The organism is Vibrio ostreae (assembly GCF_019226825.1).
Taxonomy (GTDB): Bacteria; Pseudomonadota; Gammaproteobacteria; order Enterobacterales; family Vibrionaceae; genus Vibrio; species Vibrio ostreae.
Genome location: NZ_CP076643.1, coordinates 2,361,217 through 2,387,534, shown reverse-complemented (window position 1 = coordinate 2,387,534; position 26,318 = coordinate 2,361,217). Strand labels below are relative to the sequence as shown.

Genomic DNA, 26,318 nt, shown 5'->3' with positions numbered 1-26,318 from the left:
AGGTGGCGCAAGGCCACCTTTTTTGATCACTGGTTAGCAGGCTCAGGTAAAGAGTCTAAAGCCCTGCGTAGCTGGCTGTGACCGAGATCAGCGGATGAGGTGCTGGACGCAGTCTGAGATAGCGCTTCAGACGGGGCCCGGTATTGAATCTGACTGAAATCCTTGCCCGGAAACAGGAAACTGGCTTCGGCGCGGATTTGTTCGGCCCGGCTGTTATCGCCCAGCCCCTGATAGGCCAGGATCAGATTGCTGTAAAACGCCGGGCGCGGTTTGTGTCTGATAATGTCCAGCGACCAGTCAATGTACGGCTGGATATACTCAGGTTTGTCTTGTGCCAGACCTATATTGAGGTAAGTGCTGTACACATCCCAGTCGAAGCGGTCACGCCATACAACAGGGTTAGTGACGTTATCCAGCAGGGCCGGATTACGCGGCTTGGAGTGCTCAAACTGCATCAGAACGTAGTTAGTGTGCAGCGCGCTGAGCATATAAAACCCGGTCAGTAGCGGCAGGATCAGGCTCAGTACGCGCAGCACCGAACGGCTGATCTTACTAAAACGGACCACATGGAATCTGGCGACGCGCAGATCGATCCAGAACAGCAGGATCACGAAGGTGATCCAGTGAATGGCGGAGTGATAAAACGGATACTCAAGCTGGGTGTGCAGCAGGATCGGCAGCACCAGAGCAAACATCGCCAGCCGGGTCCCCCGTTTGGCTGAGCGGATGCGCAGTAGGACAAAAGCCGCAGCAATGGCCATCCCCAGAACCGGCAACAGGCCGCCTTCGACCCCCCAGTAAAGGATTTCGTTGTGCGGATGGTCCATCGCCGGCAGACCGGCCGGGTATTGATCATTGAGCTGGTGCTGGCGTGCGGTGTAGAGAATATAACTGGACTCAAAGTCGCCGTAGCCGTAACCAGTAAACGGTTTTTCGATCAGCATGTCGAGGGTTTGCGGGAAGGTGTAGCGGCGCGGGCTGTCCAAGTCAGCTTTGTCCGCCACCAGACCATCGCCGCCCTGGGAGTACATGGCGCCGATACCAATTAGTATCCCGCCCAGTGTGGCCAGCAGCCAGTTAACGAAGCGCTGGCGGGGAGAAAAACGGTACAGATACGGCAGGATCAGACCGACTCCCAGAATGGCCGACAGCCAGCCGGTGCGTGAGGCAAGAACGATCAGCAGCGGTACTGTCATCAGTGGGGTAAGATAAAGCAGGCTCACTTCACTGAGGTGTTTGTTGTATTTCTTCGGCTGACGGGCCAGTAGGTAGCCGGACAAAACCAGGCCAGTGGCGAGGAAGCTGGCCATGACGTTAGGCTGCTGGAAAATGCCATACGGACGATTATCGACGGCATTGTAGCCAAACGGATTGCCTGGCTGCAGCACAAAATACTGCACCAGGCCAAAGGCAGCTTCAATCAGACAGCCCAATATGATGTACCACAACAGACGCTGTTTGTGTTTATTACTGAAGTAGAACTGCTGCAGCACGATAAACAGCAGCAGGCCGGCCCATAATCCGGTCATGCGGCTGATGGCTCCCGGCCAGTAGGCATTGGTGTAGAGCATCGGCAGCGACATAATTACGCTGCAGATCAGCAGGACAATACTTAGCTTGGAGTAACGCAGCTTACGATAGGAGGCCAGCTGATAAAGGCCAATGGCCAGTGCCACGCTCAGGGTCAGCCAGGTCGCCGGATTAAAAGCCAGCGCCAGTCCGGAGCCGCCGGGATTAGGCATGAAAAAATGCATGGCGAGCAGGTAAACAGTGCCCAGCACCAGGAGAAAAGGTTTATTCAACGGAGCTCGAGGGGCCTGCGGTTCGAGCTGAGTGCCACTGAGTAACAAGGTTGCCATAACGTCTCACTAGTAAACGAAAAAAGAAACCAGCGTCATCCGCTGGTTTCTTCACTTTTAGCGCTTTTTTCTATTTCAACATAGGTTTAAGGAAGCGCGCGGTATGTGAACCTTCGATCTGGGCCACATCTTCCGGGGTTCCTTCGGCAATAATTTCGCCGCCGCCCTGGCCACCTTCCGGACCGAGATCGACGATCCAGTCGGCAGTTTTAATCACATCCAGGTTGTGTTCGATCACCACCACGGTGTTGCCATTATCGCGCAGGCGGTGCAGGACATCGAGCAGTTGCTGAATATCGTGGAAGTGCAGACCTGTGGTCGGTTCATCAAGAATATATAAGGTTTTGCCGGTATCGCGTTTCGACAGCTCGCGCGCCAGTTTGACCCGTTGTGCTTCACCACCGGACAGAGTGGTTGCTGCCTGGCCCAGACGAATATAAGACAAGCCGACATCGATCAGGGTCTGCAGTTTACGCGCAATCACCGGCACCGGTTCGAAGAAAGCTCGCGCGTCTTCCACCGTCATTTCCAGCACTTCATCAATGGTTTTACCTTTGTAGCGCACTTCCAGGGTTTCGCGGTTGTAGCGCTTACCTTTACAGATATCACACGGCACATACACGTCCGGCAGGAAGTGCATTTCAACCTTAATTACGCCATCGCCCTGACACGCTTCACAGCGTCCGCCACGGACGTTAAAGCTGAAACGGCCTGGTTTGTAGCCGCGGGAGCGCGACTCCTGAGTACCGGCAAACAGCTCGCGAATCGGCGTGAAAATGCCGGTATAAGTGGCCGGGTTCGAGCGTGGTGTACGCCCAATCGGACTCTGATCGATATCGATCACCTTATCAAAGTGCTCCAGACCCTGAATCGATTTGTACGGTGCCGGTTTGGAGGTGGTGGCGCCGTTCAGGGCGATGTGAGCGATATTAAAGAAGGTGTCATTGATCAGGGTCGACTTGCCGGAACCCGATACGCCGGTAATGCAGCTGAACAGGCCCACCGGCAGCGACAGATTAACGTCTTTGAGGTTGTTACCGGAGGCGCCGATGAGCTCGACGGTTTTTTTCGGGTCACGAGGCACGCGTTTGGCCGGGATCTGAATCGCTTTGCTGCCGCTGAGGTATTGGCCGGTCAGCGAGTCCGGGTTGGCAATGATTTCATGCACCGTGCCTTCGGCAACCACAGCGCCGCCATGCACTCCGGCTCCCGGACCGATATCAATCACATGATCGGCAAGGCGGATGGCATCTTCATCGTGTTCGACCACCAGGACAGTATTGCCCAGATCGCGCAGATGAGTCAGGGTGCTAAGCAGGCGCTCATTATCACGCTGGTGGAGGCCGATAGACGGCTCATCCAGCACGTACATTACGCCAACCAGGCCAGCACCAATCTGACTTGCCAGACGGATGCGCTGTGCTTCACCGCCGGACAGGGTTTCGGCGCTGCGCGATAAGTTGAGGTAGTTGAGGCCGACGTTGACCAAAAAATGCAGCCGGTCGTTGATCTCTTTCATGACCTTCTCGGCGATCTTGGCGCGTTGGCCCTCCAGTTGCAGCGACTGGAAAAACTGCAGCGCGTCAGCAATGCTCAGTTCAACAATCTGCGGCAGGGTGGTGTCGTTGACAAACACATTACGTGCTTCCAGCCGCAGCCGGGTGCCGTCACAACTGGCACAGGATTTGGTCGAAATATATTTCACCAGATCTTCACGCACCGAGTTGGATTCGGTATCGCGGTAACGGCGCTCCAGAGTATTGAGTATGCCCTCAAACGGATGACGTTTAACCCGGATGTCACCACGGTCATTGATGTAGTTGAATTCGATTTCGGTGCGGCCGGAGCCGTTCAGGATCACGTCCTGGATCTTTTTCGGTAACTGTTTAAATGGTGCCTGCAGGTCGAAATCGTAATGTTTGGCCAGTGAAGTCAGCATCTGGAAGTAGTAGAAGTTTTTCTGATCCCAGCCGCGAATCGCGCCCTGGGCCAGACTCAGACTGTCATCTTGAATCACGCGCTGCGGATCGAAATACTGCTGTACGCCAAGACCGTCACAGGTCGGACAGGCACCGGCCGGGTTGTTGAATGAGAACAGGCGCGGCTCCAGTTCACGCATGCTGTAGCCACAGTGCGGACAGGCGAAGTTGGCGGAGAAGACATGCTCTTCACCGTCACCGTCCATCGGAGCGACCACGACGATACCGCCGGACAGTTCGAGCGCGGTTTCAAACGACTCTGCCAGACGCTGCTGCAGATCGCTACGTACTTTGAAACGATCCACCACCACTTCAATGGTGTGCTTTTTATGCAGTTCCAGCGGCGGCGGATCGGACAGATCACAGGTTTCACCGTCGATACGGGCGCGGATAAAGCCCTGTGCGGCCAGATTCTCCAGCGTTTTAACGTGCTCACCTTTACGCTCTTTGACGATCGGTGCCAGCAGCATCATCTTGGCGCCTTCCGGCATTTCCAGCACTTTATCGACCATCTGGCTGATGGTCTGTGCGGCCAGCGGCACATGGTGATCCGGACAACGTGGCTCACCGACCCGGGCATAGAGCAGACGCAGGTAGTCATAGACTTCGGTAATGGTACCGACGGTTGAGCGTGGGTTGTGAGAGGTCGATTTTTGTTCGATAGAAATGGCCGGCGACAGACCTTCAATATGGTCGACGTCGGGTTTTTCCATCAAAGAGAGAAACTGACGGGCATAGGCCGACAGGGATTCAACGTAGCGACGTTGTCCTTCAGCGTACAGGGTGTCAAAAGCCAGCGATGATTTACCCGAGCCGGACAGCCCGGTGATGACAATCAGTTTGTCACGCGGAATGGTCAGGTTGATGTTCTTCAGATTGTGGGTACGGGCACCACGAACTTCGATTTTATCCATCAGTTTTCTCTATGTCATACCAAGTCGGACAAGTATTACATAGAGTGACAAGTGTGCAAATAATTACTGGATAAAAAAACAGTTAAAAAAAGCCATCCCGGAGGATGGCTTGCAGAATCAGGTCAGGTACAGCAATTATGATTTCTGGGTTGAGTGCTTGTCGAGCTCAACCTTTTGCTGATCTTTCTGGTACAGGTTCTCGAAGCAGTAGTTGGTGGCTTCAATGTAGCCTTCAACGCTGCCGCAGTCGAAACGCTTACCTTTGAATTTGTAAGCCAGCACACAGCCCGCTTTGGCTTGTTTCAGCAGCGCGTCGGTGATTTGGATTTCACCGCCTTTGCCTGGTTCGGTATTTTCGATCAGCTCAAAAATATCCGGAGTCAGAATGTAGCGGCCGATGATCGCCAGATTGCTCGGTGCAGTACCTGGTTCTGGTTTTTCCACCATGTCATCCACGCGAAACAGATCGTCTTTGATCATCTCGCCTGAGATCACACCGTATTTGTGGGTCTCATCCTGCGGGACTTCCTGTACGGCGACAATCGAGCAGCGGAACTGTTTGTACAGTGCAACCATCTGGGCCAGCACACCCTGCTGCTCATTCACACACAGGTCATCGGCCAGCACCACGGCAAAGGGTTCATCACCGACCAGTTCACGACCGGTCAGAATCGCGTGACCCAGGCCTTTCATCTCGCGTTGACGGATGTAAGTGAACTGCGCGGTATCGATGATCGAACGGATATCAACCAGCAGTTTTTCCTTGTTGGTGCCGCTGATCTGATGTTCCAGCTCGTAGTTCATATCAAAGTGGTCCATGATCGAGTGCTTGCCTCGTCCGGTCACAATGCACATACCAGTCATACCCGCCTGAATGGCCTCTTCAACACCATATTCAATCAGAGGTTTGTTCACCACTGGCATCATCTCTTTTGGCATTGATTTTGTTGCCGGTAAGAAGCGGGTGCCGTAGCCAGCTGCCGGGAAAAGGCATTTGTTGATCATAAGTTTAAAGCCCTATTTTTCTTTGATTCTGTATAGTTGGAAGCCAATTTGGCTACGACTTTACCATGTTCTGGGGCGTGACTTCAGCACATTCTCTGTCCCGGACCAGAAAATGTGCTGCTCACCTCAGTTATGAGAACAGATTTTGGTTAGCCCAGGCGACCGCCTGAGTACGGTTTTTGACCGCAATCTTTTTAAAGATCTGATAGAGATGCGATTTGACCGTAAATTCACTGATGAACAGACTTTCCGCCATTCTGAGGTTGGACTTGCCGGTCTGCAGGCAGCGCAGTATTTCCAGCTCGCGCGTGGTCAGGTTGAGGCTGGCCTGGGTGTTGTGATGCTGACAGACGTGACGGAAATGATGCAGCAGCTGACTACTGACATGGCGCGGCAGGCGATTATAGCCATTGATGATTTCCGCCAGATTGTCGGCAATCAGTTCAGGCGTGTCTTGCCGATAAAACAGCCCCTTAAGATGACCGAATGAGAGCAAATCCTCGGTGCGCAGCCGGCGGTTGACATTAAACAGTATGGTTTCCAGGTTGATATTGGTCAGCCGTAACGGGCTCAGGCGCTGGCGAAGTTCCTGGTGTTGGTCATAATTAAATAACAGGATTTTATGTTTGTCGGTTTTGTATTCGTGCAGGAGTTGTTCGGGTTCGATGCTGGGTACGTCGACTGGCAGACGCGATAATGCCTCTTGCAGCGAGGGGGCGGGTGGCTGGTTTTGATCCGGACACAGCAGGTAAATCGTGCGGGTGTAATTGGTGCGTGACATGACAGTTCTCCTTTCCATCTGTGGGGCTGAAAGCTGTAACATGCCGAAATTAATCGACAGAGGCGAATGCAAAATCAGGCTTTGCGTGAGAATTCAATTGTTCAGGTAAATGAGCAGCTTATCAGGGGTAAAAAGCTCGAAGTGCGCCGAAGAAATTGAGCGTGAAGGATGGATTTTTGCGCCGGGAGAGAGAACTATCTGGTGGATGATTGGTAGTCGATGCAAAGCATGTTATCCTTGCCGACTATTTCAGAAATACACCGAATTTAAATACGGAGCAGAACATGGCAAGCCGTGGCGTGAATAAAGTAATTTTGGTTGGTAACCTGGGTGGCGATCCTGAAGTTCGCTACATGCCTAGTGGTGGTGCGGTAGCAAACATCACAGTTGCTACGTCAGAAACATGGCGTGACAAAGCGACTGGTGAACAGCGCGAGAAAACCGAATGGCACCGTGTTGCTCTGTTCGGCAAGCTGGCAGAAGTCGCTGGTGAATACCTGCGTAAAGGTTCACAGGTTTATATTGAAGGCCAACTGCAGACTCGTAAATGGCAGGATCAATCTGGTCAGGATCGTTACACCACTGAAATCGTTGTTCAGGGTTATAACGGTATCATGCAGATGCTGGGTGGCCGTCAGCAAGGCGGTATGCCGCAACAAGGTGGTGGCATGAACCAGTCATCACAACAGCAGGGTGGTTGGGGTCAGCCTCAGCAACCGGCAATGCAGCAGCGCCAGCCACAACAGCCACAGCAGCAGCAGGCACCGCAGCAGTCGCAGCCGCAGTACAATGAGCCACCAATGGATTTTGATGACGACATCCCATTCTAAGAGCTCCGAGATATAAAAAAGCCGCGAATTTCGCGGCTTTTTTATATAGTTAACTCATCGATACTCAAATTGTGGCTTCAGGAACCGTATCCAGCCCAGACTGAGTCTCCCGCTGATACCGCGCAACCCGGTATTGAGGCGGGGTCGAACATCGATTATCAGGCAGTAAACCCGTCCGCGTATTGATGGCGAGCATCGGATGATATAGTCCACCGCCAGACGGGACATCACAATAAGCATGACTTCTCGGCTCGCAAAGCTGTATTGATCAGCTCCGCTGGTCGCTTTGAGTGAATAAGATCACCGGGATCCCGAGTGACAGAATGCTTCAATGCCCGTTGAGTTTGTTGCCTCAACCGATGAATAGGAAGGGAATTCAGTTTCATGCGGTATACACCGACGCTTAAATTGAGTACGCGTTTAGTTGCGTTCGTTACGTTAATTGTTATCAGTGCGATGTTTATTCTGTTCATCGGTGGCACTTTGTCGTTTCAGCGTATGGGGCAGGAGTACCTCAATCACTACCTGCACGGGATCGTTGAGGTGGTGGACAAAGAATTAGAAGATCCGGATGCGGCATACTCCATGCAGCGCTGGATGCCCAAAATGCTGCAGGCCTCTAACATCGTGGAGATGCAGCTCTCTTCGCCGGCCGGCACTATCTACCGTTTTAAAGACACCTCATCGAAGACCGACCCCGCTCGCCTGTACGATACGGATATCGCTTTAGCGCGTAATCAGGGCTACTCGATTCATTTCAAGATAGTCCCGCCATACCTCGGTTATGGTTACTCCATGGGTGCCATGGGCTCGATCACTCTGGCGGTGATGTTAATCGTGTTCTGCCTGGTGCGCGGAGTGAAGTGGCTCAAAGAGCAGTTGCATGGCTCAGAGCTGCTGGAAGAGCGCGGGCGGATGATTCTGGCCGGCCGGGTTGAGCAGTACGCCAAAGGAGATGAGCGTGAGTGGCCGTATACCGCCAGTGAAGCGTTGGATGTGTTGATTGAAGAGTTACAGGATGCGCGCCAGGAACGCAGCCGTTTTGATACCTTTATCCGCAGCCAGACCTTTCTGGATCAGCTGACCGGGGCGGCCAACCGGATATTGTTCGACAGTAAGCTGGAATCAACCATGCTGGAAAGCGGCGCTCATGGCGGCGTGATTATGATTCGTATGGAAGAGCTGGATGCCGCGCGGGAAGAGCAGGATAAACGTACCATTGATGATTTTGTGGTTGAGGTCGGAGAGTGCATCTCCAACGTCATTGCCCGTTATCCGGAAGTGATTCTGTCCCGCTATTACGATGCGGTATTTGCTATTTTTATGCCGAATCAGAGCTCGAAGGATGTCGCGCATGTAGCGACACAATGTCTCAAATTAATTGAACGCATCACACCGCCAATCCCGATGGATCATGACAACTGGTTCCATATCGGGGTCAGTATGTACCAGGAAGGTGAGCGACGTGGCCGGATTATTGATGAAGCGGAAACGGCACTGCGCAGCGCCCAGTTGCAGGGCAGTAATGCCTGGAGCCGGTTTAAAAAAGTGGCCAAAGCAGATGATGAGCGCGGTAGCGTACGCTGGAGAACTCTGTTTGACCAATGCTTAACTCCCGAAAAAATCAGGCTTTTTCGTCAGCCATGTTATTTATCTGATGCGGTTAATGGACTAACATTAGTTCATAATGAGTTATTTGTACGGATTGATGATCCTGAGCAGGGTCTGCTGAAAGCCTCCCGCTTCAGCGCTGCACTAGAAACGGTTGGCTATGAAATGGTACTGGATCGCGCCGTATTCAGCCGGGTGCTGCAACTGCTCAAACAAGCCGAGTGGGAGGCTGAAACCTTCTCGCTCAATATGCATGTGGTGCCGTTTGCCGATAAGCGCTATCTGCGCTGGTTCCGCAATGAGCTGATGCAGTTGCCGCATAGCCTGCGCTCGCGTTTGTCGTTCGAATTTGCTGAAGGACATCTGGTGCAGCATCTCGATTACATGCGTCCGGTGATGCGGATGATGGCCGGAATGGGCTGTGAGCTGGTGGTTGGCCAGGCCGGGCGGACTATTGTCGCCACTCATTACATTAAAGATTTAAAAATTAAGTATTTGAAACTACATCGTAGCCTCATTAAGAACATCGATCAGCGCCATGAAAATCAGCTGTTTGTACGCAGTATGATCGGGGTGTGCAGCGGCACGGAAACCAAAGTGATTGCGGTCGGGGTGGAGAGTGAATCCGAATGGCAGATGTTGTTGTCGCTCGGTGTTGATGGTGGCCAGGGGCGTCTGTTTGCCGAAGAGCAGGATTTGATTCCTGCGCCGCCACCGCCTGTCAACGCACTGAAAAGTCTGGTCAAACCCGGACGTCGTAACCGCTGGCGAACAAAGTGAAATAATCTATGACATTGGATGATGTAATCAAGAAACTGACCCGCAAGAGCAGCCAGAAGCACACCATCAGCGCTGTGGTGCAGCCAGATGCAATTTATTTTGCCTCTGCGGCTGTGCCTGCCTTGCCGGAACGCAGCACGCTTGACGGTCATAGCTGGCAACAAGCTTTGTGTGCAGCGGTGCGCAAAGCCGGCCTGAAAGGGGTCACCCTGGATGTGGTGTTACACTCCCAGCTTTATCAGAGCTACCAGATTGATCAGCCGGCCGTACCGCGTGAAGAGTGGACGGCCGCCCTGCCTTTTCTACTTAAAGATCTAATCAGCGAGAAAGTGACCGAGGTGGTCGCTGATGCTCACCCGTTGACCGGCAGCAACAAGGTCCAGACGTATGTCATGACCAAAGCGCCGATCCTCGAGTTGGCGGACAGTCTGGAAAAGCTCGGCTGCCATCTGGGGCGCATGGTTCCCGAGCAGGAAGTCTGGGCTCATTGCCTGCCCGAACAGGCGCACTTTTTGTTGTTGCAACGCAGTCAGGGCGGCCATTTTAAACTGGATGCGTTTGTCGATAAGCAGTGTAATTTCCAGCGCACTTTGCGCGGCATCGTCGCGCCGCTAACCGGTATGGCCAGCTCGATGTTGCAACTGGACGGACTGGCTCTGGAGCTGCAACGTTCGATTGATTACCTCTCCTCCCAGCTAAAAGGCATTCCCCTGCATCAGCTGCATATCTGCTGTGATGGCGAGGATCATGCGGAGTTGATTAGCGGCTTGAATGAGCGTTTGAACGTAAAGGTGTTCACTCTCTCCGATGAGGTGCCGCAGGAGTTATCCGGCCAGTTGCTGGCGCGCCATTGCCGCCATCTGCCTGACTCAGCGGTGAATTTCTATCAGCAGCAGCTCAAGCCGCAAAAAGATCATTTCACCCTGGCTAATGTTTGCCTCGCCTGGGGCGGAGTGGCGTTGATCATGCTGGCTGTGGCCGTCGTTTATCACTTTCGTTTGTCTGCTCTGGATCAGCAGGTTGCGGAGGCTAAAGCGCTCGCAGCGCAGCGGGACAAACAGATTAGCACCTTGAAACAGCAGGTCGCCCAGCATCAGCCCTCGGCAGAGAAACTGGCTGCTGTCGCCCGGCTCAAAAAAGAGATTGACGCTAAACAGGAGTCACTGGCTGCGATCAATCAGTTTGATCACTCCCAGCAGGTGGGTTATTCCGGGGTGATGAATGCCCTGGCCAAACTGGCCCGCAGAGATATTTCATTGCGTCAGATTGATATGACGCCGCAGCGCTTCGACATTGAAGGGCTGGCCCGTGATGCGGAAGTGGTGCCGAGCTGGATTGCCGAGTTTCAGAGTGAATTGCACCTGACCGGACGCAGTTTTGACCGCTTGGTGATTGGCCGCAATGACGATGATGTGATTACTTTTGAACTGAAGACTCAGCAAGGAGCTAAGTGATGAAGCAACGCTGGATTGCCTGGAACGAGGCTTTTGCTGTGCGCTCGGCGCGCGAGAAATGGCTGATTGCCGTGTGTGGTTTAGTCGCGGTTGCCTTGCTGCTGCAGACCTGGCTGCTGGATCCTGTCCTGGCACGCTACCAGCAGCAACGCAGCCAACTGGCCAGTCTGAATGCAGCGAATGGCAGCAAAGTGATGACGATTCAGCAGTTTGAAGTCGCACTGAGCAAAAATCCCGATGCGGATGTCGATAAGCAGCTCGCCAGCCTGCAAGCGCAGAGTCAGGAGCTGTCGATGACCTTGGCTGAACTGACGTCGACTCTGGTTTCGCCGACTCAAATGGCACAATTGCTGCAAAGCGTTTTAGAGCGCAGCAGCAAGCTCAAATTGATCAGTCTGACGTCACTGCCGGCTGAGCCGATGAAAACCGGTCAACCGCAGCAGGAGCAGGAAAGCAGCACGTATTATGTCCATCCGGTGCGCCTTGAGCTGACGGGGAGCTATTTTGCCATCCGTGATTATCTGCTGGCGCTGGAGAGTCTGCCGGTCAAATACTACTGGCGCAGTTTCCACTACGCGGTGGAAGAATACCCGCAGGCACGCTTGATTGTGCAGGTGTATACCCTGGGCTCACGCCAGGAGTTTATTGGTGGCTAATATGGTAATTCGCAGGCTGACAACACGAGTCAGGCAAAGTTATATGCTGCTGGGCGGCGCGCTCCTCGGCAGCACTTTGGCATTCGCCAGCACAGATCCGACCGCGCCGCTGGGGTTTACTCCGGCTGCTAAAGCCAGTGCACCGGCGAAAACGGCGTTACCTGAGCTGCACAGCATTTTGTGCAGCCAGACCTGCAATGCCATCGTCAACGACCAGGTCGTGCAGAGCGGCGATAAAGTGGATGGTTATCTGGTCGCGGCTGTGACTGAATCCATGGTCAGGCTCACGCGTGGTGGACAGCATTGGGAACTCACGCTGTTTTCCCTTGATATCAAACAATAAGGTAGAAGATTACTTATGCGTAAAGTGGTTATCGGTGTCATGATCGCCGCCTTAATGGGGTGTTCGATGGGGCATCGGGATCCGGTTGAGGTAAAGAAGTCACTTGACCAGTCGATTCAGGACTCAAACAGCCGTAATCTGGAGCAGTTGCCCGCTTCGGTCGAAGCCGATCTGATGCCCGATTTGCATGAGACGGAATCCGGTGCGGTGCGTAATCTCAAGCGCTTTCGCATTCAGGCCAAAGAGGTGGATGCCAAGGCTTTTTTTGCCAGCCTGGTACAAAATACCGGCTACAGCGTAGCCATTCACCCTGCCGTTGAAGGCAACATCACGGTCAATCTGAGCGATGTTACTCTGGATGAAGCACTGGATGTGGTACGCAACCTTTACGGTTATGACATCGAAACCCAGGGAAAAGTGGTGCAGGTGTATCCGGCGGGCCTGCGTACCGTGACCATTCCGGTCGATTATCTGCAGTTTAAGCGCAGTGGCCGCTCCTTGACGTCGATCACCACCGGTACGATTACCAATACGGACTCCAGTAATAATTCAAGTAACGGAAGACGTTCAGTCAACAGCAATAGTTCTTCATCTTCTGATTCAAGCGGGTCTAATCGGGAAAGCTCGGTTTCGGCAGAAACAGCACGTGGCGGGACAGAAATCGAAACCACCAGTGAGAGTGACTTCTGGCCGCAATTGGAAACCGCGGTCGGCCGCCTGATTGGCAGCGGGCGCGGGCAGAATGTGGTGGTGACCCCGCAAGCGGGGGTGATCACTCTGCGTGCCTATCCGGATGAAATCCGCGAAGTGCGCCGTTTTCTCGATGTGTCGCAGCAGCGTATGCAGCGCCAGGTAGTGCTGGAAGCGAAAATTCTCGAAGTGACTCTGACTGACAGCTATCAGCAAGGGATTAACTGGTCAAACATGTCGCTCGGCAACGGCGATGTGGTGATCAACCGGGTTGGCAGCGGTAGCTCGACCCTGCCGGGACTGGATGCCATCGGTACCTTGCTCGGCGGCCAGACCAATATCACCATTTCCGACGGCAGTTTTACCTCGGTGCTTAATTTTATGGCCACCCAGGGCGATCTGAATGTGCTGTCCAGCCCGCGCGTGACGGCTGCCAACAACCAGAAAGCGGTGATCAAGGTCGGCAGTGATGAGTACTATGTGACCGATCTGACCAGTGTGGTCGGCTCGGGCGACAATACCCAGGCTGCCCCCAACGTTGAACTGACGCCGTTCTTCTCCGGCATCTCGCTCGATGTCACGCCGCAGATCGATGATAAAGGCAATGTGCTGCTGCATGTGCACCCGTCTGTAATCGAAGTCGAGCAGCAGGACAAAGAAATTACCTATAACGACAGCACTTTTACGCTGCCACTGGCGCGCAGTTCGATTCGTGAATCGGATTCGGTGATTCGTGCTCAGGATGGCGATGTGGTGGTGATTGGCGGTCTGATGAAAACCGATACCAGTAACAGCGTGTCGAAAGTGCCGTTTTTGGGCGATATTCCTGCCCTCGGCCACCTGTTCCGCAGCACCACCCAGACCAAAGAGAAAACCGAGCTGGTCATCTTGCTGAAGCCGACCGTGGTCGGGGTGAACACCTGGCATAAAGAGCTGGAACGTTCGCGCGATCTGCTGCAGGAATGGTTCCCGGACGCTGAGTAATTATTATGTATCTGGCCCACTTCGGATTGGAGCAGTTGCCGTTTCACCTCACCCCGGACACGCGGTTATTTCTGGGCTTAGCGCCGCATTATGAGGCGATTCAAAGTGTCGGCGCCGCACTGGAAATGGGCGAAGGGGTAATCAAAATCACCGGTGAAGTCGGCACCGGTAAAACCATGGTGTGCCGGATGTTGCTGGCCCATTTGTCCTCTGATGTCGAGCTGCTCTATTTACCCAATCCGGCGCTGAGTGCGATGGAGTTGCGCCGCGCGGTGGCCCACGAACTGCAGCTCGGTGAACTCAGTGACAGCACGCTGGTGGAAAGCATTCAGGCCCGTTTGATGACGCTGCACGATGAGGGCAAGCGGGTAGTCGCTATGGTGGATGAAGCGCAGGCGTTATCCGATGAAGCGCTGGAGGTGCTGCGTTTGTTCGGCAACCTGGAAACCGAGCAGACCAAATTACTGCAGATGGTATTGATAGGCCAGCCGGAACTGGATGTGCGCCTGAGCGAACATCATCTGCGCCAGTTTCGTCAGCGCATCACTTTCAGTGCCACCCTGCGTCCGCTCAATCTGGCAGAGAGCGTGGCTTATATCGATAACCGTTTACAAAAGTCCGGTGCGGCTCAGGAGCTGTTCAGCCTCGGGCAAAAGAAAGCCTTGTGGCGCGCGTGTCATGGTATCCCGCGTCTTATCAATCAGGTGTGCCATAAAGCGCTGTTACTGGCGTTTTATGATGCGGTACCTGAAGTGAGCAACCAGCATGTTTATGCGGCAATTCATGACACCTTTGATACCTGTAAACCTAAATTCAAAACCCCGCTGCTGTGGGGATGGAGTCAGTAATGAGTGAGATCAACAAAGCGCTGTCCCAGTTGGCGGCCAAGCGCGGAGCCTCACTGGAGCAGATTGAAGCGGCCCGTGTGGCGCCGGTGAAAACCCGTCCCGGCTGGGTCTGGGCGCTGGGCGGTTGCGCGCTCAGCCTGGCTTTAGGCGGCTGGGCGGTGTCCTGGCAGGCGCCGCACAGTCTGCCAGCGGACGAAGGGCAAGGCGAACCTGTCTTGCTCGCAGCGCAGCAAACTGAGTTAGCTCCGACGGCTTCGCCGACCCGCAATACCAGCCCGACGGCGATTGAAGTCTACCGGCCGTCACGTACCGTTAGTGATGCGCCGCGCGAAAAAATGTCGCTCAAGCCGCGGCCCGATCTCAGCCACAGTCTCTATCCGTCACGGCACCGCGATCGGCGCCGCCGCAGCAACCTGCTGCGCAGGAGTCAGATCGTCAATCGGCTACCGATACATCGGCACAGAGCGTGGAAAGCGATAACCGTGACGCGCACATGATGGTTGAGCAGGTGGAACTGACCCCGCAGCAACTGGCGCAAAAAGCGCTCAGCCGCGCCGATAAAGCGCTCGACAGCAATGATTTTCAGGATGCGGTCGATGCCTACAGTGAAGCACTGCGTTATACCCCGGAGGATGAAACCGTGCGCCAGAAACTGGCGGCGCTTTACTACGGTAAAGGGGATGTACGGCGTGCGTTTGACCTGTTGCAAAACGGCATTGAACTTAATCGCCAGGGCGAGCGGCTGCGTATCGCTCTGGCGAAATTACTGATTAAAGAACAGCAGCCGGAAGCGGCGCTGTCGCCATTGGCTTTTCTGCCTGCCGCGCCATCGCTGGAGTATTTATCGCTTCGTGCCGCTCTGGCGCAAAAGAGTAAACATAACGAACTGGCGCTGGAGAGCTATCAGGCGCTGACACAAAAAGAGCCCGGCAATGGCCGCTGGTGGCTGGGTCTGGCCATTCAGCAGGAGCGGGCGTTCACCCTGCCTGAGGCGAGAGCGTCATATCAGCAGGCGCTGAGCAAAGTGGGACTCTCTTCGCAATCACAAACCTTTATCCGCGATCGTCTGGCCGTGATTGCTGCTGTGGAGGAAGACAAACGTGCAAATTAAACTTCGGAAACGTCTCGGCGACCTGCTGGTTGAAGAGGGCATTGTCAGTGAAACGCAGCTTGAACAGGCGCTGGTAGCCCAGCGTGAAAGCGGGCGTAAACTGGGCAGCACTCTGATTGAGCTTGGTTTTCTCACCGAGCAGCAGATGCTGACCTTTCTGTCCCAGCAGCTTTCTCTGCCACTGATTGATCTCAATCGCGCCCACATCGACATTGATGCGGTGCAACTGCTGCCGGAAGTGCATGCGCGCCGCTTACGGGCGCTGGTGATTGGCCGTGAAGGCGATATTCTGCGCGTCGCCATGAGTGATCCGGCGGATCTGTTTGCCCAGGAGTCGCTGCTGAACCAGCTGCCGATGTACGGCTTTGAGTTCGTGATTGCCTCGGAAAAGCAGCTGGTGGAAGGGTTTGACCGATATTACCGTCGCACTAAAGAAATCGCCTCGTTTGCGGAGCAGCTGCACGCTGAACACCAGGGCAACGATGCTTTTGACTACACCATAGGCGGTGAAGACAGCGAAGATGTCACCGTGGTGAAGTTGATCAACTCCTTGTTTGAAGATGCGATTCAGGTCGGTGCGTCGGATATCCATATCGAGCCGGAAGCGAACATGCTGCGTCTACGCCAGCGCATCGACGGGGTATTGCATGAAACCCTGCTTAATGAAGTTAACATCGCACCGGCGCTGGTACTGCGCCTCAAACTGATGGCCAACCTGGATATTTCCGAGAAACGCTTGCCGCAGGACGGCCGGTTTAATATCCGCAGTAAAGGTCAGTCAGTGGATATCCGGATGTCGACCATGCCGGTGCAGCATGGTGAGTCGGTGGTGATGCGTCTGCTCAACCAGACCTCCGGGGTGCGCAAGCTGGAACAGTCCGGTATTCCGGAAGATCTGTTGCTGCGTCTACGGCGTCAGCTTAAACGCCCGCATGGTATGATCTTGGTTACCGGGCCGACCGGTTCCGGTAAAACCACTACTTTGTATGGCGCGCTGTCCGAGCTTAATGTCGCCGGTAAGAAAATCATTACCGCGGAAGACCCGGTTGAATACCGCATCGAGCGGGTCAACCAGGTGCAGGTCAATCCGAAAATTAATCTCGATTTCTCAACCCTGCTGCGCACCTTTCTGCGTCAGGACCCGGATATCATTCTGGTCGGCGAGATGCGTGACCGGGAGACGGTGGAAATTGGCCTGCGTGCGGCACTGACCGGTCACCTGGTGCTGTCGACCCTGCATACTAACGACGCAGTCGACAGTGCGCTGCGTCTGATTGATATGGGCGCACCTGGCTACCTGGTGGCCAGTGCGGTGCGGGCCGTTATTGCACAACGCCTGATCCGTAAAGTCTGCCCGGATTGTAAAAGCGAGGATGTGGTGGATGATGCGCGCCAGCAGTGGCTGGCACAGCGTTTTCCCAATCAGGTCGCGGCGCCGTTTATGCGTGGCCGCGGCTGCCAGAGCTGTAACCTGACCGGCTATCGCGGTCGGATCGGGGTATTTGAAATGCTGGAGCTGGAACACCATATGATGGACGCACTGCGTGCCAATGATGCGGTCGGTTTTGCCCGCGCTGCGCGCGCCGATAAAGACTACAAACCTCTGTTGGTGTCGGCGATGGAGCTGGCGCTGCAGGGCGTGGTCAGTCTGGATGAAGTGATGGCCCTGGGGGAGGGTGACTCGTCCGGTATGGCCCAGGCGTTCGAGTTGTAGGATAACGTATGCCAACCTATCGTTACTCAGGCCGCAATCTGGACGGCAGCAAGACCTCAGGTTCGGTTGAAGCGCCGAACGAAGAGCTGGCGGCTGAAACGCTGATCAACAAAGGGGTGATCCCGACGTCGATCGCGCGTGGTAAAGGCAAAACCAGCGCTGGTAGCGGTTTTGACTGGCGCACGCTGCTGGTACCTGCGGTACCGATCGAAGTCATGGTGATCTTCTGCCGCCAGATGTACAGCCTGACCAAGGCCGGTGTGCCACTGCTGCGTTCGATCAAAGGTCTGACTCAAAACTGCTCCAACAAGCAGTTGCAGCATGCGCTGGAAGAAGTGACCAACGAACTGACCAACGGACGTGGTCTGTCATCGGCGATGCAGATGCATGCCGGTGTGTTCAGCCCGCTATTTGTATCGATGATCAATGTTGGTGAAAATACCGGTCGTCTTGATCAGGCATTATTACAGCTGGCCAACTACTATGAGCAGGAGGTTGAAACCCGCAAACGGATCAAAACCGCGTTGCGTTATCCGACCTTTGTGATCAGTTTTATCTTACTGGCGCTGTTTATTCTCAATATCAAAGTGATTCCGCAGTTTGCCAGCATGTTTAAGCGCTTCGGTGTTGATCTGCCGTTGCCGACCCGGATTCTGATTGGTATGTCGGACTTTTTCGTTCACTACTGGCTGGGTATGGTCGCGGTGATGGTGGCCTTGCTGTTTGCGTTTCGCGCCTGGCTCAACACCGCAGCCGGACGCGAAAAGTGGGATAAATTCCGCCTGCGCATGCCGATTGTCGGTACCATAGTCAATCGGGCACAGTTGTCGCGTTTTTCCCGCACGTTTTCCTTAATGTTACGTGCTGGGGTGCCACTTAATCAGTCGTTGGCTCTGGCTGCCGAAGCGCTCGACAATAAGTTTCTCGAGGCGCGCCTGCTGGAGATGAAGGCGGCGATTGAGGCTGGCAGCAGTGTGTCGGCCACAGCGATCAACAGTGGCGTGTTTACCCCGCTGGTGATCCAGATGATCGCGGTCGGGGAAGAGACCGGCCGGATTGATGAGCTGCTGCTCGAAGTGTCGGATTTCTATGATCGTGAAGTGGATTATGATCTCAAAACGCTGACCGCCAGGATCGAACCTATTCTGCTGGTGATTGTCGCCGCGATGGTATTGGTACTGGCGCTGGGTATCTTCCTGCCGATGTGGGGCATGATGGATGCCATCAAAGGGCGTTAACGGTGCTCACACAGCGTTCCGGCCTGATTTTGTGGGCCTTGGTGGTATTGAGTCTGATTGCGGTCATGTTTTCTGCCTGGCAGCCGATAAACAGAGAATTACAGCGTACCGCGTTTGAGGTGGCCAGCGGCCGTATGATTGAGCGGGCCAACTTTTACAAGCAGGAGTGGCTGCTGCGCGGCCAGCCGCAGCGCAGTGAGATTGATGGCGAATGGATGACATTCTCACCGCATGGCTGGCTCTATCCGCGCCTGGACGGCGAGGGCGCGGTAGATTGCAACACTCTGTTAGCCCAGCTTTACCCGCAGGTCACAATTTTGAATCAGCCGCCGCGGGTGACTGGCACAACGCTGAGTAACGGCTATGAATGTGTGTTTGAATACCACAACGACAATACGATAGAAATACGGTTACAAAACAACAGGTTTTCAGCGAAAATACGCCCGCAGCCTTAATCGGGCCGCAGATTCTATTTACCGTGTCACGAAGTTGAGCGAAAACCGGTTGCCTGTATATGCAACATTGATGAGTGTGTTAGGATTAGAGATATGAGTAAGCAGTCGGGTTTCTCCCTGGTCGAATTGGTGATCGTGATTGTGGTGGTGGGCTTACTGGCGGTGGCCGCCTTACCCCGTTTTCTCGACGTTACCGATGAGGCCAAAAAGGCCAGTATTGAAGGTGTGGCCGGTGGTTATGCCACTGGCGTGCTCTCTGCCCGTGCGCAGTGGGAAGCGCGCTCGCGTCCCTCGGTGACGGTTGGTAACGAGCGCTACAATACGGTTAACTATGATGGCATGGACTTCTGGCTGACCCGCGCCCAGGACAGCAGCGGCACCAGCACCGATTTTCGCGACGGTTATCCGTTTGCGCTCAATGATAACGGTGGCAGCGCGCCGGGCAGTCTGAATGACCAGAATTGTGTCGACTTGATGGACAACCTGCTGCAGAACCCGCCGCAAGTCGATACGGTGGCCAATGCCAGCAGTAATGATGATATCCGATACAGCGCACAGGCTGACGGCAGTAACTGGACCTGCACTTACGTGCAGCAGGAAGGCAACAGCGCACATCAGTTTGTGTACGAGATCCGAACCGGCCGGGTAACGGTCACCTTACAATAAACGATTTATTTTTCTATATAAGAGAGAGTTACAATGAAAAGACAAGGCGGTTTTACCCTTATCGAACTGGTGGTAGTGATCGTAATCCTCGGCATTTTGGCGGTCACAGCCGCGCCCCGTTTCCTGAATTTGCAAGATGATGCAAGAACAGCCGCTGCGCAGGGCTTAAAAGGCGCTATCGCTGGTGCGGCTGGCGTAACGTATGGTAAAGCTGCAATTGCTGGCGTAGAAGGAGCACCATCCACAACTTTGAATCTGGATGGTACGGATGTAGCGCTCGTTTACGGTTATCCCGCTGCGACATCGGCAGCCTTGACTGCTGTTGTCTCTGGGCTTGAAGATGATTGGACTCAGGTCAACGGTGTCTCGGCAGGTATTGGTTACGGCTTTTCTAATGTTAATACTGAGTGTTATGTGTCATATCAAGTTGCCACTTCAACTGCAGAGCCAACGATTCAGTTACAGAACTGTGCTGATTAACTCTTAATAAAGGCCAGCCTCGCTGGCCTTTATTGCTTTAGCCGGTCTGAAATTAGAGCCTGAGCTTTGACCGGCTTGTTACACTTACCCTTTATCTTTCCTTAACCAGAGAATCGATGCACTCATCTGCTCGTACTAACGCCGGGTTTACCCTGGTGGAACTGATCGTGGTGATCATCTTAATCGGCATTGTGTCGGTGTATGCCGCCAGCCGCTTTGTCGGTGTGGCGAGCTTTTCTGCCTTTACCGCCCAGGAGCAGGCGATCTCGATTATCCGCCAGATCCAGCTCAGCCGCATGCAGTCCAACCTCAGTGCCGAACAGCTGCAAAGTAACGGCTATTATACCCTGGCCGTGACGCCAGACTGTTTAGGCTCGGTCGCGGCCTGTCAGGCCGGAAATGATGACTCGCGCAGTGATGTGCTGCGTGGTGACCAACTCTCGTTCGCCTCTTCTGTATCGCTCAATAACCAGAGCCTGTCGTTTGATCTGCTCGGTAATCCGGTCGGGATTAACCAGCCCGGCCTGACGATACTGATCAGCGCGCCGGACAGCTCAACCCAGATTTGCATTAACTCGCAGGGCTATGTGTCACGCGGAGGCTGCGTATGATGCGCCAGCGTGGTTTCACCCTGATTGAAAGCATTGTAGTGATGGTGATCATTGGCCTGGCGATGGTGACTCTGGTCAGTTTTCTCTATCCGCAGGTCGAGCGCTCCGCTACGCCGCATTACCAGACCCGGGCTGCCAATCTTGGCCAGAGTATGATGAGCCAGATCCTGGCGCTCGGTTTTGACGAAAATAGTGATTTTGACGGCGGCTTTTTGCGCTGCGGTGAAGCGGGTGCCGAGGCGTGTACGCCTCCTGAATCACTGGGCCGGGACGGGAATTCAACGCCCGGAGAATCCTCACCGGATCAGTTTAACGATGTCGATGACTATATTGGCTGCTGGTACAGCGACAGGGCGAGCGATTGCGGTTCGAATCCCGATGTTTATCCGCTGGCCAATGTGCTGGGCCAGGATGTCAGTGCCAACTACCGCCATTTTACCGTCACCGTGGCCGTTAGTTATGCCGGCAGTAATTATCAGCCGCTGGCGGCAGTGACTGCACTCAAGCAAATCCGCCTCACAGTGGATACCGGCGGTTATGGCCAGTACCAGTTTGTCGCCTATCGGGGGAATTACTGATGCGCGAGCGCGGATTTACTCTGGTCGAAATGATCCTGACCCTGATTGTCGGTTCGATTCTGGTACTCGGGATCGCCGGATTTGTCGAACTCGGCAGTCGCGGCTACGCTGATAGCGTGGCCCGGCAGCGTATCCAGACCCAGGCCCAGTTTGTGCTGGAAAAAATGATGCGTGAGATTCGCCACGCGATTCCGAACAGTCTGGCGATCTCATCTGACAGTACACAGCAGTGCTTGTCGTTTTATCCGATTGTCTATTCCGGTTTTTATGCCCTGGGCGGCGAAGACAACACACAGCTCAGTTTTCTGGTCGGTAACGTGTCGCAGGCGAGCAGTTCGCTCAACTTTGATGGTTTGACCATGATGATCAATCCGAGTCATCAGGAAGAGTTTAACTCCGGCAGCGGCATTGCGATGAGCGGCAGTGATACCACGCTGACTTTAGCGCAGCCGCTCAGCAGCCAGTCGGTGGCACAACGATTTTATATGTATCGCTCGGCGGTGGAGTATTGCCTTAATTTTGCGGCCAATACCATCAGCCGTAATAGTGTTATCGTCGGTGACAGCATCAGCAGCGGCAGTTTTGATTATGAGTCGGCCAGTTTGCAACGCAGTGGCGTGGTGCATTTGTCGCTGCGTTTCAGTCAGAATGGTGAGTCGAGTGATTTTGAACAGGATGTGCAGGTACTCAATGTTCCCTGATAAAGTGCAATCATGCCCAGCTGCCCGTCAGCCATTGGCCGGGCGGCGTAAACAGGGCGGCAATTTATATATGGTCGCCCTGTTTGTTATCGTGGTGATGGGCTTTCTCGCTTCGGCATTAAGCCGGATGGAATGGTCCAATCAGGACGGCCTGGCGCGCGAACTCCTCGGTACTCAGGCCTGGTTTGCTGCCCATTCCGTCAATGAGATGGCGCTGACCCAATTCTATCCGCTCGGTCAGTCGGCCGCTGTGCGCACGGTATGTAACGAGCAGTGGGCTGAAGTTGCAACCCAGGTCGACAACCTTATGGCGCAATATCCGGGCTGTTCAGCGCAAGCGCAGTGCATCTCGCTGGGAGAGCTGCAGGAGGACCAAGTGTTTAAGCTGGAAAGTCGTGTCACCTGCGGCAGTGGTCGTTATCAGGTGGAACGAGTTCAGGATGTGCTGGTGAAGGAGGCATTGTGAAACGAATCATTCAACTGACATTGCTGCTGTTACTCTGCGCGGCTAAACCAGCATTTGCTCTAACTCAAAGCTGTAATATTTTAGTTCCAGGGCTGACCGCTAAGGTCATCCAGTTTGATGTCATTGGTCAGGGAAGTATCCAGCAAACATTGATGTTAAGTAATGGTCAGAGGCTTTGGTACACAGGTCGAGAGCGAAGTTTTCTGGATTTTAGATATATTTTTAATGAACCGTTTTTAGATAAAGGTATTCGCTATCGGGTGCGAATTGAATATTTTCCTTTTGTGAACATTTATTCAATCCGCAATCTGACCAATGGAGGTGAATGGGAGTATAGAGAGTGGCGGCTAGATTTTACATTGGTAGGAGAGGTGACCGGTGATGAGTCGATTTATAACCTCAACTGCGATGCCAGCCTGACGGAAGAACCGATTCTTATTCCGCTTGAAACCTGTGATGTATTTCCGCAGCCGGTGCAGAGCTGGAAAACTGCGGGTAGCAGTGCCTACGCCGCTTTCCCGCCCAGCAAGTTCAATGTGCAGAACGCGGCCACCGATATCCGTGGCTGGTCACCGGCTTATCTGGCAGATCAGCAAAATATTTATCATTACTCCCAGCCATGGCAAAACGGGACTTCATGGGATACGTTGCGCATTGGTTTTGATGAAGTCGGCAATCAGGACATTGCTTTTAAAAATCAAGGAACACAGATATGTAACGGTAGCATGGGCTGTTACCCCGGTAATGATGATGGCCTGGTCGACCTGCGGAAAGCCGATACACCACAGCTACTTAATATCAATTTCGATAGTACATCTAACGTCACCATCACCAATGCTGAAGCCAGTACAGGAAGTAATAGCTACCAGAATAAATGCGGGGTCAATTCGTCAGACTGTTCTTATTCTGAGCCGAGTGATGGCAATATTTATATCACTCTTAAGAGAAATGTTTCTCGGCTGTCACTAGAAGGGACATCGAGCAGCAGTAATGCGAAACGACTGTATCTGATGCTTGATGATGGTCGAAAAATTGAAGAACTGAGTTATCGCGGTAATGTCGCGCTCTATTTTTACAACTCGGCGCGGGTCAATTTCAGAACAGTATCCGGCAGTGGTAGCGGTAACTGGTATTTTGAGAGTAACGTGCAGGTTAATATTGCCGATAGTCTGGCTCCGACCAATGCTCTGGATACCCATTATCGCGATGGTATGACGGGTTATATCGCGCCGGTATTCTACGGCCCACGCGCGGATATGCTGCTGCGCAGTAATAATGAGCTGCGTGCATCGGTGCTGGCGAAAAGTGTCACCATTCCCAACTATATGAATATGCAGGGCTCGATCACCACCAATCTGCTTACTGTCAGCAGTGGTCTGGCTTTACGTGCACCCGCCAATAAACCGGAGTGCTGGGACGGCAGCTCGATCACCAGTCAGTATGCACTCACGTTACAGCCTGCAGCGGACTATGCACTCATCTGTGAGACCCAACGCCTGGAGTTTCAGGTGGTGGATCTTAACAGTCTGCCCAGCAGTTCTTACAGCGGTCAGATCCGTATTTCACCAGCCAGCAGTGATTTGACGCTGGTGGAAGGAAAAGGCAGCGGCAGCAACGGGCTGTATACCCCTAACAGCAATGGCGAGCTATGGTTTGATTTAGCCGCGACGGCAAGCCAGACCCTGACCATCAGCGGGCATCTCAATCCAAAAGGCACCAGTGACTCGGTCGTCGGCACTTACCATTTTGTACCGTATAAACTGGCCGCCGATGACCAGCATGTGATTGCCAGCAAACCGCAGCCAGTTACTATCACGGCCCAAACCTGTACTGCGGATGGCAGCCCAAAAGATTTGGCCTACCAAGGCACGCCAACGATCAGCTCTGAATGGCAGGCACCAGCAAATGGTGTCGGTGACTTGACCTTCAACCCGACTTTCACTGAAGGCGAAGCAACCGCAGATTTAGTGATGGACGACAGCGGCATCAAAACCGTGCTGCTGGAAGACAGCAACTTTAACTGCCGCGAGCTGGGCGACGATTGCCCGATCAAAGGTAAAGGCACGTTGCAGGGCAGTTTTACTGTCTATTCACGTCCGTGGACCTTAGCCATTTGTTCGCCCGGTGACAGCAGTGCGATGGACGGCAATATTACCGATCGCAACAGCACTGCCTTTACTGCGGCCGGCAACACATTCGGGCTGAATGTGCGTCCGCTACGCTGGATCAGTGGTGGCGCCGCACAAGGTGAGATTGAAACTTCAGGCCTGTGTGCCCGGCCGGTGACGCAAAACTTCTTTTCGTCTGCCGTACAACTCAGTGCAAAGGCAGAACTCAGCTATCGGGTTGCTGAACCCGAAGATGGAGCGAACGGTACGCTCAATGGTGAGTTGCAACGATACAATACCTCAGGGGTTAACGATGAATATCTGCCCTTTAGCGATCTCAACTGGAGTGAAGTCGGGGTGTTGCGGGTACAAGCGGGCCTGAGTGATGAGTACCTCGGCATGACGGTCAATCCGGGTTATCGCGAAATTGGCCGCTTTTATCCGGCCTGGCTCAGTCTCAGCGCCAACGACTGGGATTATCCCGATGGTCAGACAGGTTTTGCTTACATGAATCAGCCGTTTGGTTATGGGTTTAGTGTTGAAGCGCAGAACAGCCAGGGCCAGGTTACCCAAAACTATTCATCATTTGATCCGGCTCTGATCGCCGATATTAAGCTGCTGGCGGTGGACAGCAGTGGTGGCGATCTCGGCGCGCGGATTGCCGATTACGACCTACAGTTCTGGGATGGCTCCGGCTCCTGGTCGGATGGTGTGTTGTCAGGTGAGCACTCACTGACATTCAGCAAGCGTGTAACCAATCCCTCTCCTTATACCACCAGCGCGGATGGTCCGTTTAGCAGCGGATTTGGCTTGCGGGTGACCGATAAAGTGGATGGTGTGGACTTTACTTCACCGCAACTGACATTAACTCAGGATGGAACGACAGTGGATCGCGGTGCGGTGTTTGGTTCGCAACCGGATATTCGTTACGGGCGTATGGTGCTGGATGACGTCGGCGGTACCACCGTCAGTAAGATAAATGTACCGCTGCGGACGGAATACTGGCAGGGCAGCCGCTTTGTCACCAACCGTGATGATAACGGCAGCTGGTTCCGATCGAGCGCCAATTCGGTTTGCCGCCAGAGCATATGGACTGCAGATGCCGATAAGTTCAATTCATCACTCGAGCCGCGCCAGGCGTCACTGCAAACCCCGACAGTAGCGGCAGGAGAGAGCGATCAACTGATGGCGACTCCCCATTCCGAGCAGGAGCAGAACAGTGTGCGTGAACAGGTACGTTTCTGGCTGCGACTTGATGACAGCAGTAGCCGCTCGCCGCAGCTGGCCGACAGCAGCGTAACCTGTGGTCCGCAGGGGGCCGATAATCCCTGGCTGCAATACAATTGGCGCGGTGTTGGTGATGAGGATCCGTCGGCAGTGGTGACCTTCGGCGTGCATCGCGGCAACGATCGGGTGATTTTCCGTGGTGAAGCACGCCTGACCGGGCAATGATCCC

At 54.0% G+C, this 26,318-nt stretch carries 21 protein-coding genes and 1 pseudogene; 18 read left to right on the top strand and 4 right to left on the bottom strand.

The features are described from left to right. Positions 1-26: 26 nt before the first annotated feature. The 4 genes from KNV97_RS17055 to KNV97_RS17040 all read right to left on the bottom strand — a co-directional run bounded on the left by KNV97_RS17055 (position 27) and on the right by KNV97_RS17040 (position 6,538). Positions 27-1,859: a PglL family O-oligosaccharyltransferase gene (locus KNV97_RS17055; RefSeq protein WP_218562423.1), complete on the bottom strand. Its 1,833-nt coding sequence runs from the start codon at positions 1,857-1,859 to the stop codon at positions 27-29. Positions 1,860-1,929: 70 nt separating this feature from the next. Beyond that, the gene (gene uvrA, locus KNV97_RS17050) at positions 1,930-4,752 is read right to left on the bottom strand and encodes an excinuclease ABC subunit UvrA (protein ID WP_218562422.1); all 2,823 of its coding nucleotides are present in this window, start codon (positions 4,750-4,752) and stop codon (positions 1,930-1,932) included. 135 nt (positions 4,753-4,887) lie between these two features. Beyond that, positions 4,888-5,757: a UTP--glucose-1-phosphate uridylyltransferase GalU gene (gene galU / locus KNV97_RS17045; protein ID WP_136487622.1), complete on the bottom strand. Its 870-nt coding sequence runs from the start codon at positions 5,755-5,757 to the stop codon at positions 4,888-4,890. 130 nt (positions 5,758-5,887) lie between these two features. After that, complete coding sequence (locus tag KNV97_RS17040; protein WP_136487621.1) at positions 5,888-6,538, bottom strand: LuxR C-terminal-related transcriptional regulator; 651 nt, start codon at positions 6,536-6,538, stop codon at positions 5,888-5,890. Positions 6,539-6,822: 284 nt separating this feature from the next. On the opposite strand from KNV97_RS17040, the gene KNV97_RS17035 reads away from it, so the two are divergent. The 18 genes and pseudogenes from KNV97_RS17035 to KNV97_RS16945 all read left to right on the top strand — a co-directional run bounded on the left by KNV97_RS17035 (position 6,823) and on the right by KNV97_RS16945 (position 26,314). Then, on the top strand, positions 6,823-7,368 hold the full coding sequence (locus KNV97_RS17035) for a single-stranded DNA-binding protein (RefSeq protein ID WP_136487620.1): 546 nt from the start codon (positions 6,823-6,825) through the stop codon (positions 7,366-7,368). Positions 7,369-7,752: 384 nt separating this feature from the next. Continuing rightward, positions 7,753-9,759: an RNase E specificity factor CsrD gene (gene csrD, locus KNV97_RS17030; RefSeq protein WP_218562421.1), complete on the top strand. Its 2,007-nt coding sequence runs from the start codon at positions 7,753-7,755 to the stop codon at positions 9,757-9,759. 8 nt (positions 9,760-9,767) lie between these two features. Next, a complete protein-coding gene (locus KNV97_RS17025) occupies positions 9,768-11,213 on the top strand; it encodes a PilN domain-containing protein (protein ID WP_168797062.1) in 1,446 nt (481 codons plus the stop codon). Beyond that, positions 11,213-11,869 carry a type 4a pilus biogenesis protein PilO gene (gene pilO / locus KNV97_RS17020; protein ID WP_136487618.1) on the top strand — a complete coding sequence of 219 codons (657 nt, stop codon included), beginning with the start codon at positions 11,213-11,215 and terminating at the stop codon, positions 11,867-11,869. The genes KNV97_RS17025 and pilO overlap by 1 nt, the downstream gene beginning before the upstream one ends. Next, positions 11,862-12,212: an MSHA biogenesis protein MshK gene (locus KNV97_RS17015; protein WP_407701891.1), complete on the top strand. Its 351-nt coding sequence runs from the start codon at positions 11,862-11,864 to the stop codon at positions 12,210-12,212. Before pilO ends, KNV97_RS17015 begins: the two co-directional genes overlap by 8 nt. 15 nt (positions 12,213-12,227) lie before the next feature. Then, positions 12,228-13,886, top strand: coding sequence for a pilus (MSHA type) biogenesis protein MshL (gene mshL, locus KNV97_RS17010; RefSeq protein ID WP_218562420.1), 1,659 nt, complete (start codon positions 12,228-12,230; stop codon positions 13,884-13,886). 5 nt (positions 13,887-13,891) lie between these two features. Further along, on the top strand, positions 13,892-14,734 hold the full coding sequence (locus tag KNV97_RS17005; protein WP_218562419.1) for an ExeA family protein: 843 nt from the start codon (positions 13,892-13,894) through the stop codon (positions 14,732-14,734). Continuing rightward, positions 14,734-15,845 (top strand): annotated as a pseudogene (locus tag KNV97_RS22275) (tetratricopeptide repeat protein). The gene KNV97_RS17005 and the pseudogene KNV97_RS22275 overlap by 1 nt, the downstream one beginning before the upstream one ends. Next, on the top strand, positions 15,835-17,559 hold the full coding sequence (locus tag KNV97_RS16990; protein ID WP_218562417.1) for a GspE/PulE family protein: 1,725 nt from the start codon (positions 15,835-15,837) through the stop codon (positions 17,557-17,559). The pseudogene KNV97_RS22275 and the gene KNV97_RS16990 overlap by 11 nt, the downstream one beginning before the upstream one ends. Before the next feature lie 8 nt (positions 17,560-17,567). After that, entirely contained in the window at positions 17,568-18,797 is a 1,230-nt protein-coding gene (locus KNV97_RS16985; protein WP_218562416.1) for a type II secretion system F family protein, read from the top strand. Between the two features lie 2 nt (positions 18,798-18,799). Further along, positions 18,800-19,252 (top strand): MSHA biogenesis protein MshF, encoded by a 453-nt coding sequence (locus tag KNV97_RS16980; protein WP_218562415.1) that lies wholly within the window; start codon positions 18,800-18,802, stop codon positions 19,250-19,252. A gap of 93 nt (positions 19,253-19,345) precedes the next feature. Then, positions 19,346-19,918 (top strand): prepilin-type N-terminal cleavage/methylation domain-containing protein, encoded by a 573-nt coding sequence (locus tag KNV97_RS16975; RefSeq protein ID WP_218562414.1) that lies wholly within the window; start codon positions 19,346-19,348, stop codon positions 19,916-19,918. A gap of 33 nt (positions 19,919-19,951) precedes the next feature. Beyond that, positions 19,952-20,398, top strand: a complete 447-nt coding sequence (locus KNV97_RS22165; RefSeq protein WP_218562413.1) for a type II secretion system protein — start codon at positions 19,952-19,954, stop codon at positions 20,396-20,398. 116 nt (positions 20,399-20,514) lie between these two features. Next, entirely contained in the window at positions 20,515-21,009 is a 495-nt protein-coding gene (locus tag KNV97_RS16965; RefSeq protein WP_218562412.1) for a prepilin-type N-terminal cleavage/methylation domain-containing protein, read from the top strand. Further along, entirely contained in the window at positions 21,006-21,587 is a 582-nt protein-coding gene (locus tag KNV97_RS16960) for a prepilin-type N-terminal cleavage/methylation domain-containing protein (protein ID WP_218562411.1), read from the top strand. The genes KNV97_RS16965 and KNV97_RS16960 overlap by 4 nt, the downstream gene beginning before the upstream one ends. Continuing rightward, positions 21,587-22,288 (top strand): PilW family protein, encoded by a 702-nt coding sequence (locus tag KNV97_RS16955; RefSeq protein ID WP_218562410.1) that lies wholly within the window; start codon positions 21,587-21,589, stop codon positions 22,286-22,288. Before KNV97_RS16960 ends, KNV97_RS16955 begins: the two co-directional genes overlap by 1 nt. Beyond that, positions 22,278-22,754, top strand: a complete 477-nt coding sequence (locus KNV97_RS16950; RefSeq protein ID WP_256612206.1) for an MSHA biogenesis protein MshP — start codon at positions 22,278-22,280, stop codon at positions 22,752-22,754. The genes KNV97_RS16955 and KNV97_RS16950 overlap by 11 nt, the downstream gene beginning before the upstream one ends. A gap of 359 nt (positions 22,755-23,113) precedes the next feature. Further along, positions 23,114-26,314 (top strand): DUF6701 domain-containing protein, encoded by a 3,201-nt coding sequence (locus KNV97_RS16945; protein ID WP_218562409.1) that lies wholly within the window; start codon positions 23,114-23,116, stop codon positions 26,312-26,314. Positions 26,315-26,318 lie beyond the last annotated feature (4 nt).

Excerpts from the sequence above, each read along its gene's own strand:
- KNV97_RS17055 (WP_218562423.1), bottom strand. The coding sequence starts at position 1,859 with ATGGCAACCTTGTTACTCAGTGGCACTCAGCTCGAACCGCAGGCCCCT.
- uvrA (WP_218562422.1), bottom strand. The coding sequence starts at position 4,752 with ATGGATAAAATCGAAGTTCGTGGTGCCCGTACCCACAATCTGAAGAAC.
- galU (WP_136487622.1), bottom strand. The coding sequence starts at position 5,757 with ATGATCAACAAATGCCTTTTCCCGGCAGCTGGCTACGGCACCCGCTTC.
- KNV97_RS17040 (WP_136487621.1), bottom strand. The coding sequence starts at position 6,538 with ATGTCACGCACCAATTACACCCGCACGATTTACCTGCTGTGTCCGGAT.
- KNV97_RS17035 (WP_136487620.1), top strand. The coding sequence starts at position 6,823 with ATGGCAAGCCGTGGCGTGAATAAAGTAATTTTGGTTGGTAACCTGGGT.
- csrD (WP_218562421.1), top strand. The coding sequence starts at position 7,753 with ATGCGGTATACACCGACGCTTAAATTGAGTACGCGTTTAGTTGCGTTC.
- KNV97_RS17025 (WP_168797062.1), top strand. The coding sequence starts at position 9,768 with ATGACATTGGATGATGTAATCAAGAAACTGACCCGCAAGAGCAGCCAG.
- pilO (WP_136487618.1), top strand. The coding sequence starts at position 11,213 with ATGAAGCAACGCTGGATTGCCTGGAACGAGGCTTTTGCTGTGCGCTCG.
- mshL (WP_218562420.1), top strand. The coding sequence starts at position 12,228 with ATGCGTAAAGTGGTTATCGGTGTCATGATCGCCGCCTTAATGGGGTGT.
- KNV97_RS17005 (WP_218562419.1), top strand. The coding sequence starts at position 13,892 with ATGTATCTGGCCCACTTCGGATTGGAGCAGTTGCCGTTTCACCTCACC.
- KNV97_RS16985 (WP_218562416.1), top strand. The coding sequence starts at position 17,568 with ATGCCAACCTATCGTTACTCAGGCCGCAATCTGGACGGCAGCAAGACC.
- KNV97_RS16975 (WP_218562414.1), top strand. The coding sequence starts at position 19,346 with ATGAGTAAGCAGTCGGGTTTCTCCCTGGTCGAATTGGTGATCGTGATT.
- KNV97_RS22165 (WP_218562413.1), top strand. The coding sequence starts at position 19,952 with ATGAAAAGACAAGGCGGTTTTACCCTTATCGAACTGGTGGTAGTGATC.
- KNV97_RS16965 (WP_218562412.1), top strand. The coding sequence starts at position 20,515 with ATGCACTCATCTGCTCGTACTAACGCCGGGTTTACCCTGGTGGAACTG.
- KNV97_RS16960 (WP_218562411.1), top strand. The coding sequence starts at position 21,006 with ATGATGCGCCAGCGTGGTTTCACCCTGATTGAAAGCATTGTAGTGATG.
- KNV97_RS16955 (WP_218562410.1), top strand. The coding sequence starts at position 21,587 with ATGCGCGAGCGCGGATTTACTCTGGTCGAAATGATCCTGACCCTGATT.
- KNV97_RS16950 (WP_256612206.1), top strand. The coding sequence starts at position 22,278 with ATGTTCCCTGATAAAGTGCAATCATGCCCAGCTGCCCGTCAGCCATTG.